Source organism: Pseudomonas sp. P179 (assembly GCF_000478485.2).
In the GTDB taxonomy this organism is placed as follows: domain Bacteria; phylum Pseudomonadota; class Gammaproteobacteria; order Pseudomonadales; family Pseudomonadaceae; genus Pseudomonas; species Pseudomonas aeruginosa.
The window spans coordinates 2,268,327-2,285,061 of sequence record NZ_KI517354.1 but is presented as its reverse complement, the minus strand read 5'-3'; the positions used below and the strand labels follow the sequence as shown (position 1 = coordinate 2,285,061).

Annotated in this window: 16 protein-coding genes; 7 read left to right on the top strand and 9 right to left on the bottom strand. The window is 66.6% G+C overall.

From position 1 onward, the window contains the following. Positions 1-70 precede the first annotated feature (70 nt). A complete protein-coding gene (locus HMPREF1224_RS23145; RefSeq protein WP_003113028.1) occupies positions 71-604 on the bottom strand; it encodes a 2,4'-dihydroxyacetophenone dioxygenase family protein in 534 nt (177 codons plus the stop codon). A 318-nt stretch (positions 605-922) separates the two neighbouring features. Between HMPREF1224_RS23145 and HMPREF1224_RS23140 the strand changes: the two genes are divergently transcribed. Both HMPREF1224_RS23140 and HMPREF1224_RS23135 read left to right on the top strand, forming a co-directional pair. Next, complete coding sequence (locus tag HMPREF1224_RS23140) at positions 923-1,882, top strand: helix-turn-helix domain-containing protein (RefSeq protein ID WP_003093398.1); 960 nt, start codon at positions 923-925, stop codon at positions 1,880-1,882. Between the two features lie 47 nt (positions 1,883-1,929). Continuing rightward, entirely contained in the window at positions 1,930-2,346 is a 417-nt protein-coding gene (locus tag HMPREF1224_RS23135; RefSeq protein ID WP_003104529.1) for a PaaI family thioesterase, read from the top strand. A gap of 9 nt (positions 2,347-2,355) precedes the next feature. On the opposite strand, the gene HMPREF1224_RS23130 is transcribed toward HMPREF1224_RS23135, so the two are convergent. Then, positions 2,356-3,468, bottom strand: a complete 1,113-nt coding sequence (locus tag HMPREF1224_RS23130) for a Rieske 2Fe-2S domain-containing protein (RefSeq protein ID WP_003119104.1) — start codon at positions 3,466-3,468, stop codon at positions 2,356-2,358. A 28-nt stretch (positions 3,469-3,496) separates the two neighbouring features. Next, positions 3,497-4,462, bottom strand: a complete 966-nt coding sequence (locus HMPREF1224_RS23125; protein WP_010793434.1) for a PDR/VanB family oxidoreductase — start codon at positions 4,460-4,462, stop codon at positions 3,497-3,499. Positions 4,463-4,635: 173 nt separating this feature from the next. Between HMPREF1224_RS23125 and HMPREF1224_RS23120 the strand changes: the two genes are divergently transcribed. Continuing rightward, on the top strand, positions 4,636-5,427 hold the full coding sequence (locus HMPREF1224_RS23120) for a helix-turn-helix transcriptional regulator (RefSeq protein WP_223218622.1): 792 nt from the start codon (positions 4,636-4,638) through the stop codon (positions 5,425-5,427). Positions 5,428-5,470: 43 nt separating this feature from the next. Here the strand turns inward: HMPREF1224_RS23120 and hpaC are convergent, their stop codons facing one another. From hpaC to HMPREF1224_RS23090, 6 genes are all read right to left on the bottom strand, one after another. Further along, the gene (gene hpaC / locus HMPREF1224_RS23115) at positions 5,471-5,983 is read right to left on the bottom strand and encodes a 4-hydroxyphenylacetate 3-monooxygenase, reductase component (RefSeq protein ID WP_003093392.1); all 513 of its coding nucleotides are present in this window, start codon (positions 5,981-5,983) and stop codon (positions 5,471-5,473) included. A gap of 29 nt (positions 5,984-6,012) precedes the next feature. Further along, positions 6,013-7,575 carry a 4-hydroxyphenylacetate 3-monooxygenase, oxygenase component gene (gene hpaB, locus HMPREF1224_RS23110; RefSeq protein WP_010793433.1) on the bottom strand — a complete coding sequence of 521 codons (1,563 nt, stop codon included), beginning with the start codon at positions 7,573-7,575 and terminating at the stop codon, positions 6,013-6,015. A 165-nt stretch (positions 7,576-7,740) separates the two neighbouring features. Beyond that, positions 7,741-8,031, bottom strand: coding sequence for a DUF2218 domain-containing protein (locus HMPREF1224_RS23105; RefSeq protein ID WP_003093387.1), 291 nt, complete (start codon positions 8,029-8,031; stop codon positions 7,741-7,743). Between the two features lie 302 nt (positions 8,032-8,333). Continuing rightward, complete coding sequence (locus HMPREF1224_RS23100) at positions 8,334-9,095, bottom strand: SDR family oxidoreductase (protein ID WP_003104535.1); 762 nt, start codon at positions 9,093-9,095, stop codon at positions 8,334-8,336. Further along, positions 9,092-10,477 (bottom strand): aspartate aminotransferase family protein, encoded by a 1,386-nt coding sequence (locus HMPREF1224_RS23095; protein WP_003118214.1) that lies wholly within the window; start codon positions 10,475-10,477, stop codon positions 9,092-9,094. Before HMPREF1224_RS23095 ends, HMPREF1224_RS23100 begins: the two co-directional genes overlap by 4 nt. A gap of 8 nt (positions 10,478-10,485) precedes the next feature. Next, positions 10,486-11,310: a molybdenum cofactor biosynthesis F family protein gene (locus tag HMPREF1224_RS23090; RefSeq protein WP_010793432.1), complete on the bottom strand. Its 825-nt coding sequence runs from the start codon at positions 11,308-11,310 to the stop codon at positions 10,486-10,488. A 470-nt stretch (positions 11,311-11,780) separates the two neighbouring features. Between HMPREF1224_RS23090 and HMPREF1224_RS23085 the strand changes: the two genes are divergently transcribed. The 4 genes from HMPREF1224_RS23085 (at position 11,781) to HMPREF1224_RS23070 (ending at position 16,720) form a co-directional block, all read left to right on the top strand. Beyond that, the gene (locus HMPREF1224_RS23085; protein WP_025982367.1) at positions 11,781-12,350 is read left to right on the top strand and encodes a fimbrial protein; all 570 of its coding nucleotides are present in this window, start codon (positions 11,781-11,783) and stop codon (positions 12,348-12,350) included. 30 nt (positions 12,351-12,380) lie between these two features. After that, positions 12,381-13,127 (top strand): molecular chaperone CupB2, encoded by a 747-nt coding sequence (gene cupB2 / locus HMPREF1224_RS23080; RefSeq protein WP_003161710.1) that lies wholly within the window; start codon positions 12,381-12,383, stop codon positions 13,125-13,127. 321 nt (positions 13,128-13,448) lie between these two features. After that, positions 13,449-15,983 carry a fimbrial biogenesis outer membrane usher protein CupB3 gene (gene cupB3, locus HMPREF1224_RS23075; protein WP_031628418.1) on the top strand — a complete coding sequence of 845 codons (2,535 nt, stop codon included), beginning with the start codon at positions 13,449-13,451 and terminating at the stop codon, positions 15,981-15,983. Further along, entirely contained in the window at positions 15,980-16,720 is a 741-nt protein-coding gene (locus tag HMPREF1224_RS23070; RefSeq protein ID WP_010793429.1) for a fimbrial biogenesis chaperone, read from the top strand. The genes cupB3 and HMPREF1224_RS23070 overlap by 4 nt, the downstream gene beginning before the upstream one ends. Positions 16,721-16,735 lie beyond the last annotated feature (15 nt).

Below are 16,735 nucleotides of genomic sequence, written 5' to 3'. Positions count from 1 at the left end.
GTCGGTCTCCAGGCCGGGCGGGCCGGCCGGCGGGGAGGCGCGCGTCCGCCAGGGCGGCGCGCGCCCGGGGTCAGCGGAACAGGGAGTCGATGTAGGCGGCGCCGACGCCGATCTTGTCGTAGTGCTCACGGCACATCGCGATGTAGTCGTGGACGTCGAAGATGCCGTCCGCGTTGCCCTTCTCGTCGAGCCAGACCAGCGGTCCCTTGACGATGAAGAATGCACGCATCGGCTGCTCGTGCTCGTAGGCCACCAGGGTGTGGCCCTCGCCGGGCGTCTCGTAGACGAAGTCGCCGGCGGTGGCGGTCCAGTCGTGCTCCAGGTAGCCCCACTTGCCGCTGATGGTGTAGGCGAACACCTCGTGCGGGTGGTAGTGGCGGTTGACCAGGCCGGCGCTCGTTGCCATCAGGATGTCGCACCAGCGGTTTTCGCTTGGCGAGATCCACAGCGGACGCGACTTCACGGTCTCGGTGAAGGGCACGTAGAGGCGCTCGTCCTCGGTCGGCGCGTTGCGCAGGTAGACCTCGGGCTTGGCGTCCGGCTTGAAGCAGTCGGGAATCGGTTGCAGGTCTTTCCAGAATTCACGGGTGGCGAGTTCGGGCATGGGGCGGCCTCTGTCGTTGTTATCGTCGAGCCGACTCTAGCCATGGGCGGGCCTCCGGGTTTGACCCTGGCGGCCAGGAAGCTTGCGCTTTTCGGACATGGCCTGGCGCGACCCGCGACGCGCCGCCAAGCTGGCCTGCCCAGCGTCGGAGCCGGCTGGAGGGCGATTGACGGAGGAAAGGATTCAGATGTTAATGACGGGGTGCCAGGCGCCTCGCCGACCGACCGCGACAGGTCGGCGGAGCGGCCCGGCGCCTGGCCCCGGAGGCCTTGCCTGAGGTCCGGGAGGTCCACGCAGCGTTCGACGAGAAGAATAAAAATGCCCGCACATGCCTTGCTCGAAACCCGGCGGGCCAGCACCCAGGACATTCCCCTGGAGCAGCGGCTGGCGTTCTGGGAGGACTACAACGCTTCCATCCTGGTTGGCCTGAAATGTTCGTCGTATTCCCAGGCCGGCTTCGCCGCGACCCAGGACAACCTCTGCCTCGAACGCCTGCGGCTGGCCCGCATCGGCGGCAACGAGCACGTGGTGGAGCGCGACCGCTCGATGATCCGCGCAGTGCCCAAGGAGTCGATCTTCGTCTCTCTGGTGCAGGGCAGCCAGTCGTTCTTCTACCAGGACAACGGCTGCAACCTCCTGCAACCGGGCGAGCTGGTTATCTACCGGACCGACAAGCCCTACCTGTTCGGTTTTTCCGGACCGATGCGGCAGTTCATCTTCGACATTCCCCAGGACGATTTCGCCGAGCGCTGCCTGCGCGACTTCAAGGGACCGCTGAAGATCGGCGCGGAAAGCCCGGTGCAGCGCCTGCTGGTGCGGACCCTCGGCGAGCGTACCCGGGATTTCCTCGACAGCCCCCATGGCGAGGATGCCGAGCGCTACCAGGAGGAAGCCTACGACCTGCTGGCGAGCATCATCAGCGACCATGCCGGCGAGCACCGTGCCAGCGCCCTGGGCGCGTCCTACCTGCTGGCGGCCAAGCAGTACATCCAGCAGCACCTCGACGAACCCGCCCTGAGCTGCGAGCGGGTGGCCGCCGCCACTGGCGTCTCCAGCCGGCACCTGGCGCGGCTGTTCGCCCAGGAAGGCAGCTCGCCCGGGCGCTACCTGCAGGAGCGGCGCCTGGAGCGGGCCCGCCAGTTGCTCGCTTCGCCCCAGGGCCGGCGCCTGGATGTCGCCGAGGTCGCCTATCGCCACGGCTTCTCCAGCCAGGCGCATTTCGCCCGGGCCTTCAAGGCGCGCTACGGGATGACGCCGAGCGAGGCGCGTGGCCGCTAGACCCGACTACCGTACCTTTCCTCCTCCTACTGCCAAGGACCCGTTCCGTGACCGACAAGAAAGAGCAGATCGCCCGTTTCATCCAGCGCGAATTTCCCCAGACCCGGGTCGTGGTCGAAGCCGTCGGCGAGCGTAGCGCCACGGTCTGGCAGGCGGTCGACGCCAGCGACCTGCGCCCCGGCGGCACGGTCTCCGGGCCGACCCTGATGGCCATCGCCGATGTCGCGCTGTACGTGGCGGTACTGGGCGAGATCGGCATCGTCCCGCTGGCGGTGACCACCAGCCTGACCATCAACTTCCTGCGGCGTCCCGCGGCGGACCGCCGGGTGGTCGCCGAGTGCCGCCTGATGAAGGTCGGCAAGACCCTGGCGATGGGCGAGGTCTCGCTGTTCTCCGAAGGCGACGCGGAACCGGTCGCCCATGTGGTCGGCACCTACTCGATCCCACCGGCGCACCGCCGCTGAGGGCGGCGCTCAGGCCACCCGGTGCGCCGCGCGCTGGCGCGCTTCCTCATCGGCGCGGCGCTTGAGGTAGGTGCGGGTGGCCACCGCCGGCGCGTCGCTGGCAACGGAGATCTCGTAGCTATCCTCATCGGCCTCCGCGAGTACCTTTTCCAGCGCTCCGAGGCCTTCCACGTCCTCGACGAAGGCGGCGAACAGTTGCTCGTGCATGAAAGCGCCGACGGTCTCGTCGTCCTGGGCGAAATCGCGTCCGTGGACGATGAAGTAGTGCATGCTGCCGTGGGTCTCCGGGGTGAGGATGTGCGCCGTGCGGATGTGGAATTCCGGTCGCCGCTCGGCGGGCAGGGCTGTGTCGTAGAAGGTCGCGCTGACCTGGTGCAGGCCTGGCGAGAGAAACTCCGAGGTGGTGATGCGCGCCGCCGTGGGACAGCCGTCGAGGCCGGTGGTGCGGCCCCAGACCGGCGACAGGGTGGTCGGCAGCACGTGCCGTACCAGCCGGTAGTGGCCTTCCTTCAGGTCCAGCTCATAGGGCGCCCCGGCGTAATCCGGGGTGCCGATGGTATTGGCGTGGAGGTAGGTGAGATGGGTCAGGTCCATCAGGTTCTCGTGCATGCTCACGTAGTTGCCCGGGTGTAGGAAGTAGCCCTTGGAGCAGGCCCAGCCCGGATCCTCCAGCCAGGGCCGCTGCGGCAGTCGCTTCGGGTCGGCCAGTCGCGGGTCGCCGAGCCAAATCCAGACCAGCGGGCCGCGCTCCAGAAGCGGGTAGTGACGGATGCCGACGCCGCGCGGACAGGCTTTCTGCGACGGTGTCTCGATCAACTCGCCCTGGCTGTCGTAGCGGAAACCGTGATAGCCGCAGACGATCCCGTCCCCCTCCAGGCGACTGCGCGATAGCGGGAAGGAGCGATGCGCGCAGCGATCTTCCAGGGCTACCGCCTGGCCGGCGAGGGTGCGATAGAGCACCACGCGCTTGCCGAGCAGAGTGCGCGCGAGCAGTTCGCGGCCGACCTCCTCGGCGAAGGCGGCGACGTACCACTCGTTGAAGATGAACGACGTGTCGCGCGTGGCCATCTGCGCGGCGGCCTTGCGTGAACTGGCGATGAGATTGGCGTTGGGCAGGCTCATGAGGCGTCTCCGTGGTTGTTCTTCGGGGTCAGAGATCGAGTTCCAGGTAGTTGCCGCGGCAGCGTGATACGCAGATCAGCAAGGTTTCCCCGCTGGCCCGCTCGGTGTCGGAAAGCACATGGTCGAAGTGCTCCGGCTCGCCGGCGCAGACGCGTGTCTCGCAGGTCCTGCATATCCCGGCGCGGCAGGCGTAGGGAGGCTCCAGGCCCTGTTCCTCGAGGACTTCGAGGATGCTCTGGTGGCTTTCGACGCGCAGGCTCAGGGCGCTGCGGCGCAACTCCAGGCGGAAGGCGTCGGTGCCGCCGGACGAGGACGCCGGCGTTACTGGAGCGTCGAAGCGTTCGAAGTGCAGGCGTTCCGCGCAGTCGCTCCCGGCGTCGCGGATGGCCTGCATCAACCCGTCGGGTCCGCAGCAATAGAGTTCTTCGTCGGCACCTAGGCCGGCGATCAGCGCGGTACTGTCGAGTGGGTCGCCTTCGTCGCTGCAATGCAGCCGCGTCCGTTCGCCACCGAGCGTCATCAGTTCGGCGAGGAAGGCTGCGCGCTGGCGTTCGCGGACCGCATACAGTAGGCGCCAGTCCTTGCCCTGCGCCTGGCACCAGCGAACCATCGAGAGAATCGGGGTGATGCCGATGCCGCCAGCGACGAAACAGTAGCGCGCGGCGTCTTCGCGCAGCATGAAGTGGTTGCGCGGTGCCGCCGCGTGCAGGCGGTCGCCCGTGCGCAGTTGGCGGTGGATGAAGCGGGCGCCGCCACGGCTGTCGTCGCCAAGGCCTATCGCCAGTTGGTAGCGCTGGCGTTCGCGGCAGTCGTTGAGCAGGGAGTAGTGGCGGATCAGGCCGTTGCCCAGGTGAAGCTCCAGATGCGCGCCGGGGGTGAAGGCCGGCAGTTCGGTGCCGTCCACGGCGGCCAGCTCGACCAGCACCACGTCGCGCGCAACAGCGCGGAAATCGGTGACCTGCAGGTGCAGGCGGGAGGAAGGCGATGCGCTCATTGTCGGGGGTTCCTTCGGCAGACATGCAGCGAGGCTAGCGCTCCTCCAGTGCCGGCCTGTCCCCCCAGAGGTGGACAGCGGGTTTACCGGCGTCCGTCGCGGTTGCTAACGTGTCGGTCGAGGCCTGGACAGGACCTGCCCTTCCTCACCCATTACAACAAGAACAACGATGCGTGCCCGCAACCATGATCAGCTTCTGGAATGCCCCGCCGGGGTCGCCGTCGGCGGACCTGCGCCCCTTCGTCGAGCTGGCCTGCGCCTTGGGTGGCGAAGGCTTCCCCGCCGCTCTGCTGGAAACCCTTGGCCATTGGGTTGCCGCCCGTCATTTCAACGTGCTGCGCATCGGTGCACCGCGCCCCGAACTGCTCCTGGCCGGCACTCGCCATCGCGACGCGCAACTAGTGTGGCGCTGCTGGCAGGCCTATTCGCGGTACTACCACAGCCATGACCCGCTGTTCCTGCGCATGCAGCGCCAGCGCCGCGGCCCGGTGCCGCTGCTGGGCCACCTGCTGGCCGAGGACATCGAGTTCGATGCTTACCGCGAGGCGATCTATCGGGACAATGGCCTGAGCGAGCGGCTGTCGAGCCTGCATTGGGACGAGGAAGGCCGGCCGCTGCTGTTCAATCTCTACCGGCACCGCGAGGACGGCTATTTCAGCGAGCGCGAGATCGCCGCCTTCGAGCAGTGGGTGCCGGCCCTGCTGCAACTGCTGAGGGGGCACCTGGCCTTGCGCCGGGGACGCAGCGCGACCGACGAGTGGCGGCTGGCGCTGTTGCACCGGGCGACGGACCTGACACCCCAGGAGCTGGCGGTCTGCCTGCACCTGCTGCGCGGGTTGAGCCATGCCGGTATCGCCGCCGAGCTGGGGCTCAAGGAAAGCACGGTGAAAACCTACCGCAACCGCGCCTTTGCCCGCCTGGACATCCATTTTCGCAGCCAGCTTTTCGCCCTGGTGCAGGGCTGAGGAGGGCCGGACGCCGCCTGTGGGGCGGCTCCGGAGAGAGGGGTCAGGCGGCTCGGCAGGCTCGCTGCAGGCGATGGAAGCTGCGGCTGAAGTAGACCAGGCCGTCGCCCTGTTCGAGGACCTGGATGTCCTCCAGTTCCAGCAACAGCACCGAGTGGGTGCCGATCTCCTGGACCTCGGCGATGCGTCCCTGCAGGTTGGCCAGGGCGCCGTGCAGCACCGGCAACCCGGCGAGGCCCTCGCGCCAGTCGTGGAGGGCGAAGCGGCGTTCCATCGGGACCTCGGTCATGCCGGCGAAGTGGCGGGCCACCTCTTCGTGTTCGCCGCTGAGGACGTTCACGCAGAGTCGACCGTTGGCCTTGAACACCGTGTTCATCTCGCTGTTGCGGTTGATGCAGAGCATCAGCGTCGGCGGGCTGTCGGTGACCGAGCAGACCGCGGTGGCGGTGATCCCGCAGCGTCCGGCCGGGCCGTTGCTGGTGATCACGTTGACCGCCGCCGAAAGATGCGCCATGGCGTTGCGGAAGGCTTGCTGCCTGGGTTCGAGCTGGGACATGGGGATAACCTCCGGAGGCGACGCGGGCGTCATTGGCGGATGCGATCGAGCACGTTGATGTCGTCCGGGTTGTGCAGGTGCGGCACGGTCCAGCCGTTCTCGTCGTAGTCGCCCATGCACTGCTCGACCATGCCGAGCATGCCCTTCATCGCCCCGCTGCCGATCGCCTGGCGCAGGGCCTGCATGCGGATCTCGTCCTGGCTGCCGGCGTAGTTGATCTCGTACAGCTCGTGGCGGCCGCCGAACTCGCTGCCGATGGCGTCCCAGAGCAGCTTGAGGATCTTGATCCGCTCCCGGTGGCCCATGCCGCCGGAGCCGCGGCAATAGGTGGAGAGGTACTTGTCGAGTTGCGGATTGTGCAGGTCGCGAACGCCGGAGGGCAGGTAGATCAGGCCGCTGGCGACCACCTGCTCGATGGTCTTCTTGATCTCCGGGTAGGCCTGCGGCGCCAGCACGCGGTAGGCCTGCAGGGCCTCGGCGCTGGGTAGGAAGGCGCCGCTGTGCCATTCGCTGGCGTTGCCGTACATGGCGTCGGTCAGCGACCAGAACAGGTTGCGCCAGGCGACCACTTCGCCGACCTGCGCCTGCACGCCGCGGAACTCCAGGGAGCCGGTGCATTGCAGGGCCTTGTAGAGGGCGCCGGTGATGAAGTCGAGCTTGACCGCCAGGCGGGTGCAGCCCTGCATCGGGAACAGCCGGCCGAAGCCACCCTGGGGGAACCACTGCTTGCAGCGCTCGAAGTCGCGGTAGATCAGTACGTTCTCCCAGGGGATGAACACCTTGTCCATCACCAGGATCGCGTCGTTCTCGTCGAAACGGCTGGACAGCGGGTAGTCGAACGGCGATCCGGCGATACCCGCCACCAGTTCGTAGGAGGGGCGGCAGATCAGCTTCATGCCGGGGGTGTTCATCGGCGCGATGAACATCAGGGCGAAGTCGGTGTTGTCGCCGAGCAGTTGCGCCGAACCCTGGCCGACGAAGTTGTAGTGGGTCAGCGCGGAATTCGTGGCAACCACCTTGGCGCCGCTGACGACGATGCCGCCGTCGACTTCCTCGTCCACCGAGATGAACACGTCCTTGACCTGGTCCACCGGCTTGTCGCGGTCGATCGGCGGGTTGACGATGGCATGGTTGAGGTACAGGCAGGCTTCCTGGATGCGCTTGTACCAGGTTTTCGCGTTGTCCTCGAAACGCCCGTAGAAGCCCGGGTTGGCGCCGAGGGCGCTGCCGAAGGCGGCCTTGTAGTCCGGGGTGCGGCCCATCCAGCCGTAGGTCAGCCGTGACCACTCGGCGATGGCGTCGCGCTGCTGGCGCAGTTCGTCGGCGCTGCGCGCGTAGCGGAAGAACTTGTGGGTATAGCCGCCGTTGCCGGTATCGGTCTCCCAGCAGAGCTTTTCCTTGCTCTGCGGATCGTGCAGGGCGTCGTAGAGCCGGGCCATGGAGGCGGCCGCGTTGCGGAAGGCGGGGTGGCTGGTGACGTCCTTGACGCGGTCGCCGTAGATGTAGATCTCACGGTCGTCGCGCAGGCTGGCGAGGTACTCCTCGCCGGTGAACGGACGGGTGGCAGAGGCACGGAAATCTTCGGGTTTCATCATCGTCTCCAGTCATTGTTGTTATCTGCGCGAGAGCGCCTGGAGGGGATGATGGGACGGGGGCGGAGCGAGCTGAATGGCTTTTCCGGGGAATGAATTGCACTTTCCATGGCCCCGCGTGACGCCCGGCGCCCGGCCGCGAAGGGCGGCCGGGTGGCGGCGCGTTCAGCTTTCGGCGGGCTGCCAGGCAATCTCCAGGCTTTCGCTGTTGGCCATGCGTTGCAGGTGATCGGCGACCACGTTCTGCATGTGGGCGAGGCTGTCCTCGTCGGGGCTGTTGAGAATCATCAGGACATGGTCGGGGTGGGCGAGCAGCTCGCAGTTGGAGTCGCCGAAGTCGATGAAGCCGCGCTCGGGAGTGAGTTCGACTTCGAACTTGTGGCCCCAGTGCTTGCACAGGCGATTGACGTAGCGTGCCGCCGATTCGGTACGGACATGGGAGGTGGAGCGGAACATGAAGCGAATCCTCTCGGTTGGGGATTTCCGATACTAACCTGCTGAGAGTCATTCTTATTCATCCATTTTGCAGGGGCTTTCGATAATCGCCCGGCAAATGGCCGGCGCTTGTCCGTGGGACAGGGCGAGCGCCAGTTGTGGGGGCGGCTGCATCGAGGCCTGCCGGGAGGTTCAGCGAGATGCCGGAGCACGCCTGGCGGATAACCGCGAGCGGTTATTCGCCCTACCGGAGCCGGCGGAAGTGTTTGCCGGATACGCCGGAAGGCGTTCTCTTTTGAGGGAGAGGGCGAACGCCAGCGGCTTCAGGCCAGCCCGCCGTTTTCCGGCAGCAACGCGCCGCCATCCACAACCAGGGTCTGCCCGGTGATGTAGCTCGCCTCGTCGGAGGCGAGGAAGAGCATGGCGTGGGCGATGTCCAGCGGCTGGCCGACACGCCCGAGGGGGATGTGCGCGGCCAGCGCGGCGGCGTCGCCGAGGCTGCCCAGCGCCGGAGTCGCGACCAGGCCGGGCTCGACGCCGTTGACGGTGATGCCGTCGCCGGCCAGCTCCAGCGCGGCGGCGCGGATGAAACCGTTGACCCCGGCCTTGCTCGCCGCATAGTGCGAGAGCCCAGGGATCGCCGTGCGCGGACCGGTCACCGAGGAGGTCACCAGGACGCGCCCGGCCACGCTGCGGCGCAGGGCGGGAAGGGCGGCCTGGGTCAGCCGGAAGCAGCTTTTCAGGTTCACCGCCAGGGTCCGTTCCAGGGTGCCTTCGTCCAGTTCCGCGAGGGCGCACTGGGGAAAGGCAGCGGCGTTGTGCAGGAGGATGTCCAACTGGCCGAAGCGCTCCAGGGTCGCGCTCACCGCTCGTCTCGCGGCGTCGTGCTCGCTCAGGTCGACGGCCAGCAGTTCGGCCGTGCCTCCGCCCAGGCGGATCGCCTCCAGGACGGCCTGGCCGCGGCTGGCGGTACGCGTCGCCAGCAGAACCCTGGCGCCTTCGGCGGCGAAGCATTCGGCGATGGCCCGGCCGATGCCCTGGCCGGCGCCGGTGACCAGTGCGACGCGGTTCTCCAAGCGCCTCACGATGGGCGCTCCAGCAGTTCGCCCAGGCAATCGCGGAGCAGGCGGTCGTGCAGTTCGACGTCCTCTGCGCGGGTCGCCGGGCAGGTCAGCGCCATGTTGTGGAATGGCGTCAAGAGCACGCCGCGGTTGAGCAGGTAGAGGTGCAGGCAGGCCTCGATCAGGCCGTTGCGTGCGTGGTGGGCCTCGCCGCCGTTGCGCGGGGCGTGGGTCATGAACAGGTACTCGACGCGCGCGCCGATGCGCGTCACGTGCCAGGGCAGGCGCAGTTCCTCGAGCGTCGCGCGGACGCCCGCCTCGAGCTGCGCGGCGAGCTGGAACATGTGCCGATAGGCGTCCTCCGTCATCACTTCGGCGAAGGTCGCGCGCATCGCCGCCAGTTGCAGCGCGTTGCCGGCCAGGGTGCCGCCAAAGCCGAAATGGTTGATCGCCTGCCCCGGTCGGAAGTGCGGCAGTACCGCCCAGATCCGCTCCGCCTGCGCCTGGCTGCATCCCCAGACGGCGCTGGGAATGCCGCCGGCGATGCATTTGCCGAGGACGAAGAAGTCCGGCTCGAGGCCATGCGCGCCGCTATAGCCGGCGGGACCGCAGGAGATCGTGTGGGTCTCGTCGATGATCAGCGCCACGTCGTGGCGGCGGGTCAGTTCGCGCAGGCCGGCGTGGAAGCCTTCGGCCGGCGGGACCATGCCGACGTTGGTCATGAAGGGTTCGGTGAGCACCGCGGCGACGTCGCCATGGGCGAGGGCGGCCTCCAGCGCGTCGAGGTCGTTGAACTCCACCAGGCGGGTGGTGGTGGCGTGGCGTACGCCATTGGGGTGAACGCCCGCGCGCGGAACCATGCGCCCGGCGGCGTCGAATTCCACCTGCGATTCGTCGACGCTGCCGTGGTAGTTGCAGTTGAACACCACCACCTTGTCGCGTCCGCTGAGCATCCGGCACAGGCGCAGGACGAAACGGTTGGCGTCGGTGGCCGAGGTGGTCACCTGCCAATAGGGCAGGCCGAAGCGCCGCGCCAGTTCGGCGCCGACCCACAGGCTGTCCTCGGTCGGCAGCATCAGGGTCGAGCCGCGCCGCGCCTGGCGGGCGATGGCGTCGGCCACCGCCGGTTGGGCGTGGCCGAACATGGCGCCGCTATCGCCGAGGGCGAAGTCGACGTACTGCTGGCCGTCGATGTCGGTGACGCGCGCGCCCTGGGCCTCTTTCACCAGCAGCGGGCAGTTGCCCGGCCACTGTTGCATCCAGTGCAACGGTGCGCCGTACAGCCAGTGGCGGCGGTTTTCCCGGTAGGCCTGGGCGGAGCGCGGATGCAGTTCGTCGAAGCGTCGCAGCTCGCGCTTGAACAGCGCTTCGACGCGGGCTAGGTCGAGGCCGAAGGTGGTGTCCATGGGCGTCCTCACAGGTCGTGGCGGGTCTGGTTGAGCACCTGGGCCAGGGCGCCGACCGGGAAGTTAACCGGGGTGGCGAAGTCGTCGTCCTGGTAGCCGAAGATCTTGCCGTCGGTGCGCCCGGCTTCCAGGTCGATCAGCAGCACGCCGAGGGTCGGCACGATCTTCTCGCGCCAGACGAACAGGTACAGGCGTTCGGCCAGTCGGTAGCAGTGGCAGCGGTCGGTATCGGCCAGCCCTCGCTCGGCGCCGCGCAGGCATTGCCAGGTGTAGAAGGCGGGATTGAGGTAGATGTGTTCGTAGGCCTCGCTGGCGCTGTAGACGTAGCGGTTGCGCAAGCCGACCAACTCGTCGCTGGGGACGTGCGGGCAGGCGTCGGGCTGCCACGGGCGGTCGAGGCTGCCATGCAGGAACTCGGCCTTCACGCCGGTCAGTTCCCGGCCGGCCAGGGCCCGGGCGAACAGGCCCTGTTCGCAGGCCGTGCGGTCGGGCAGATGGCCGAGCACCGCGGTGAACGCCTGGTTGTCGAAGTCCAGCACCAGGCTGACCGAGACCGGCCGGCCGTTTTCCTGCTTGAGGAAATCCACCAGGTAAAGGTTTTCCCGCAGTGAACTGGCGCGGTAGTCCGACTCGCCGCTGGCACTGCCGTCGGCCAGGCGCCAGCGCAGGCGCTGCGAGTCGAAGGCATGTTCGATGACCCAGCCGTTGGCGAAGTGCAGGACCCGTTCGAGCCCGGCGAGATCGCCGCAGGCGGGAAGGACGTGGTTGTCCGGGGCGAAGCCGTCGGCCAGGGCGCCGACGGTGATCCATCCGGAATGCGAGTGGGCGGACATAGGGTTCTCCTCGTCGTGGGAAACCCATGCTGGCCTGTCTTCGAGTATCCCGATATCGACCGGATGGTTGATAGGTCGATATGCCACGGAAATAGTACGGAGCGGCGAAGGGAAAGTTATCGAAGATGAAGTCTTAGATGAGTTTTCGTTTCTTCTTTTTTTGTTTTTTAGTTAATGGGTTCCTGTTCTTCTATAAGTATTTTCTGAATTTATTCTTATGTACCTATTGGCTGTTATCGGAAATGGACTACATATGTTTTCGTATGATTATTATTTTTAAATCCTGTCTTTCTTTCTAGTATTTGGGTCTGCGTTTATCAGGGCGCAATCTTCGGCTGTCGCGTAATGGTCGGAGGCGCTCTAGGCGGCCGTCCCGGTTGCGCGCAAAGGCTTGGCTACCTTGGCCGGTTCGTACTGCATCGGCTCTTCAGGGAGCAGCCAGGATGTTCCACAACTCCAAAGGAAATCAGATGAACAAGTTCAAACGTGCAATTCTTGCGCCCCTCGTTGCGTCGGGCACCCTTCTCGCGCTGATGTCCCCCGTGGCCCATGCGGTCGATGGGATCGTCAACTTCTCGGGCAACATCACCGACGTCGCGTGCGATATCAACGGTCAGGCGCCGGGTGCGGGCAACGTCACCAACGTCGACCTGGGTATCGTGGCGCCGACCCATTTCACCGCCGTCGGAACCAACTCCACTTTCCAGGAGTTCGACCTGGTCCTCTCCGGTGCCGGCTGCACCAATGACAAGAAGGTTTCCATCGCCTTCGATACGGTCACCAACGTCGACCGTATCAGCGGCAACCTGATGCTGATGGGGCCGTCGAAAGCCAAGGGCGTGCAGATCCAGATCTTCAACAATTCGGCGGCCAACACCACGAAGATCCCGCTGGGCTTGGTCGAGGCCGCCCCGCAGAAGGCAATCATCGACAAGAACACGGCGACCCTGAAGTACAAGGCCTCCTATGTGTCCACCGAGAAGACCGTGATCGCGGGTACCGGCCTGTCCCATATCCGCTACCTCCTGGCGTACGAGTAAGCGGCGGTCGACGGACGAAGAGGTGAGGCCATGGCGCCGCTAATGCATCGTTTTCATTCTTTCGTGGCGGCAAGCGCCGTGGCCATCGCCCTGTGCGTCGGAACGGCTCACGCCGGGCTGATCGCACAGGGCACTCGCGTCGTCTTTCCGGCCAGCGAGCGCGAGGTCACCTTGCGGGTCAGCAATACCTCCGGCACTCCCGTGCTGGCGCAAGCCTGGATCGACGATGGCCGGCAGGACGTTCCCCCCGAGGAACTGCAGGTTCCCTTCAGTGTCACGCCGGCCGTGACGCGAGTGGACCCCAATGGCGGCGCTGTATTGCGCATCGCCTACCTGAAGGCCCCGTTGCCGACGGATCGCGAATCGCTGTTCTGGCTGAATATCCTGGAAGTTCCGCCCAGGGACGAAGACGAAAACAATGCATTGCAGTTTTCCTTTCGTTCGCGCTTCAAACTCTTCTTTCGACCCAGCCAGTTGAAGAGTGTCGATTCGGCTGCCGGGAAACTTCAATGGAAGTTTCTGGAGTCAGGGGGAGCAGGAAAAAAGACCGTAGTACAGGTAAATAATCCGACGCCTTACTACGTTTCGTTCGCCAGCGTCGAATTGATTGTCGATGGCCGTGTCATGTCCGTGGGAAAGGGAATGGTCGCGCCATTCTCGACGAAGGAGTTCGACTGGCAGGGAAATCCGAAGAACATGGAAGCCGCTTCCGTCAGATACGAAGTCATCAACGATTACGGTGGCCGCAATACCCTCGATAGGGCACTCGGCAAATAACCCCTCCGTTTCCCCGCTTTTTACTTACGGCCCGACATATGAGTGGCGATTTTAAAATCGCTGCAGGGATTACATATGCCCAAAGTTTCTCTTCATAGGTGCTTGTCCGCTCCCGCTTACGGTGGGCAGGTCGCCCTGTTGCGAATGGCGATACAGGGAGGGATCGCCGTTCGTTCCCTGCGATTCGCCTGTCTGCTGGCACTGTTTCCTTCGCTGTCCTCCTGCCAGTCCTGGTCCTCCGTCGGCGCCGCCGGCGTAGCCGGGGCGAAAGCGAAGGAGGCCAGGGCGGGAGCACCGGCGAAACAGCCGCAGGCGCCCGCGGTGGCCGTTGCGTCACCGGCCGGCGGGTTGGACGCACCGTCGCGGCGGATCGTCTTCGACGCGCAGATGCTGGCCCTGGGGCCGGGCGGACGCTCGATCGATACGTCGCGTTTCGAGCGCGGCGACGTCATCGAGCCAGGCCGCTATCGCCTCGACCTGCTGCTCAACAGCCGATGGCGCGGTGTTGAGGAAGTCGAGCTGCGCCGCCAGCCGGGGCGGGAAAGCGCGGTCTTCTGCTACGACCGGGGCCTGCTGGAGCGGGCGGGCATCGACCTGGAGAAGAGCGCGCGTGGCCAGGATCGTTCCTCGGCTCGCGATCCTCTGCCCGAAGGTTTGCACTGCGACCCGCTCGAGCGCTATGTGCCGGGGGCCCGGGTCAAGCTCGATATCGCCGAGCAGTCGGTCTATGTCTCGGTGCCCAGCTATTACCTGAGCCTGGATTCGTCGAAGACCTATGTCGATCCGGCGAGCTGGGACAGCGGCATTTCCGCCGCCTTGCTCAACTACAACAGCAATCTCCACGTCAGGGAAAACCACGGCAGGAGCGCCACCAGCGGCTATGCCGGGATGAACGCCGGCTTCAATTTCGGGCGGGCGCGCCTGCGCCACAACGGCACGGCCACCTGGTCGCGCCGCATGGGCAGCCACTACCAGCGCAGCGCCACCTATGTGCAGACCGACCTGCCGGCCTGGCGTGCGCAGTTGTTGCTGGGAGAAAACTCCACCAGCAGCGAGTTCTTCGATGCGGTGTCCTTCCGTGGCGTGCAGCTTTCCAGCGATGACCGGATGCTGCCGGATTCGCTGCGCTACTACGCTCCGGTGGTCCGTGGGACCGCCAGTACCAATGCGCGGGTATCGGTCTACCAGCGCGGCTACCTCATCTACGAAACCACGGTGGCACCCGGGGCGTTCGCTCTCGACGAACTGCAGACCGCCAGCTATGGCGGGGACCTGGAAGTGCGGGTGACCGAAGCCAGCGGGGAAGTCCGCAGTTTCATCGTGCCGTTCGCCACCACCGTACAACTGCTGCGCCCCGGGACCACGCGCTACAGCCTGACGGCCGGGCGGCTCAACGATCCCAGCCTGGAGCGTCGGCCGAACATGCTGCAGGGCGTCTACCAGCGCGGCCTGGGCAACGACGTCACCGCATACGCGGGCGGGGCCTTCACCGGCAGCTACATGTCCGGGTTGATGGGCGCGGCGCTGAACACGCCGGTGGGCGGATTCTCCGGTGACGTGACGCTGGCGCGTACCGAGGTTCCCGGCGACGACCGCCTTAGCGGCTCCAGCTACCGTCTCGCCTACAGCAAGAACCTGCCGAACACCGGCACCAACTTTTCGCTGCTCGCCTATCGTTACTCCACCGGTGGCTATCTCGGCCTGCGCGACGCGGCCTTCATGCAGGACCGGGTAGAGCGAGGCGAGCCGCTGGAGTCGTTCTCGCGCTTGCGCAACCGTCTCGACGCCAACATCAGCCAGCAACTGGGCAACGGCGGCAACCTGTACCTGAACGGCTCCTCGCAGCGCTACTGGAGCGGCGGCGGGCGGGCGGTCAACTTCTCCGTCGGCTACAGCAACCAGTGGCGCGACGTCAGTTACTCCATTTCCGCGCAACGCCTGCGCAGCCACTACGAAGGCTTTTCCAGCGGTGACAAGCGCGGCGAGACCAGCACGCTGTTCAGCCTGAACCTGTCCATTCCGCTGGGCGGCGCGGGACGCGGGTCGCCGACCCTGAGCAGCTACCTGACCCGCGACAGCAACAGCGGAACCCAGCTCACCAGCGGGGTTTCCGGCATGCTGGGCAAGCGTGGCGAGGCCTCCTACTCGCTGTCGGCCTCCCATGACCGCGACAGCCGGCAGACCTCGAAGAGCGCCAGCCTCGACTATCGACTGCCGCAGGTCGAACTCGGCTCCAGCCTCTCGCAGGGGCCGGGCTATCGGCAGTTGTCGCTCAAGGCCGCCGGCGGCCTGGTCGCGCACAGCGGCGGGATCACCGCGGCACAAACCCTGGGCGAGACGATCGGCCTGGTCCACGCGCCAAACGCCAGGGGCGCGGCTGCCGGCTACTCGGGAAGCCGGGTCGACCGCCACGGCTATGCGGTGATTCCCAACCTGCTGCCCTACCAGTTGAACAGTGTCGACCTCGACCCCAACGGCATGGCCGACGAGATCGAGCTGAGGTCCAGTTCGCGCAACGTGGCGCCCACCGCCGGAGCGGTGGTGCGCCTCGACTATCCGACGCGGGTAGCGAGGCCCTTGCTGGTGGATAGCCGGATGCCCAGCGGCGAGCCCCTGCCGTTCGCCGCGGAAGTGCTCGATGCCCACAGCGGGCAGTCGGTGGGCGCCGTCGGCCAGGGCAGCCGCCTGGTGCTGCGGGTCGAGCAGGATCGCGGCTCGGTTCGGGTGCGCTGGGGCAACGAGCCGCAGCAGCAGTGCCTGGTCGACTATGCGCTGGGCCCGCGCGAGACGACGCCTCCCGTCCTGCAACTGGCATGTCGCCCGGCGTCGGCCGCCGACCGGGAGCGCACGCTGTGACCGGCGTCGGCCTGGGACGATGCGGCACGGCCTGGGTCCTGCTGGTGGCGCTGGTGGCCGATGCCTCCGCCTCGCTGTCCGTGATCGGGACCCGTTTCATCTATCCGGCGGGCGTTTCCGCGCTGACGATTCGCGTCGGTAACGTCGGGACGCGCCCGGCCCTGGTCCAGGCCTGGCTCGATCGCGGCGACGAGACGGCGGACCCGAGCGCTGTCACGGTGCCGTTCATCCTGTCGCCGCCGCTGTTGCGCATGGACCCGCAGGAGACCCAGGCGCTCCAGCTTCGCCATACCGGCGAGCCGCTGCCGGACGACCGGGAATCGCTGTTCTGGGTCAACCTGCTGGAGGTGCCGGGGCGGGAGGACGGCAGCGGCAACCTGCTGCTGGTGAGCTACCGCCTGCGGATGAAGCTCCTGTTCCGTCCGCAGGGTCTGGCCGGCGATCCGCGATCCGCCGCGCGCCAGGTCGTCTGGCGCCTGCGTCCGGCGGTACGGCCGGGGCAGCGGGCGCTGCTGGAGGCGGACAACCGCAGTCCCTATCACGTTTCCCTGGTGCGCCTGGAGCTGGGCGAGGGCGACCTCGCCATGTCCCTCGGCAGCCTCACCCTGCCGCCTTTCGCCCTTACCCCGTTGAGTCTGCCGGCCGTGCCCGGCGAGGCGGCGCGGGTCCATTTCGATGCGGTGGGGGATGACGGCCAGATCGAGCGCGGCGACGCGCCGGCAGAGAGATACCCGTAGGAGTTCGGCAGGGCC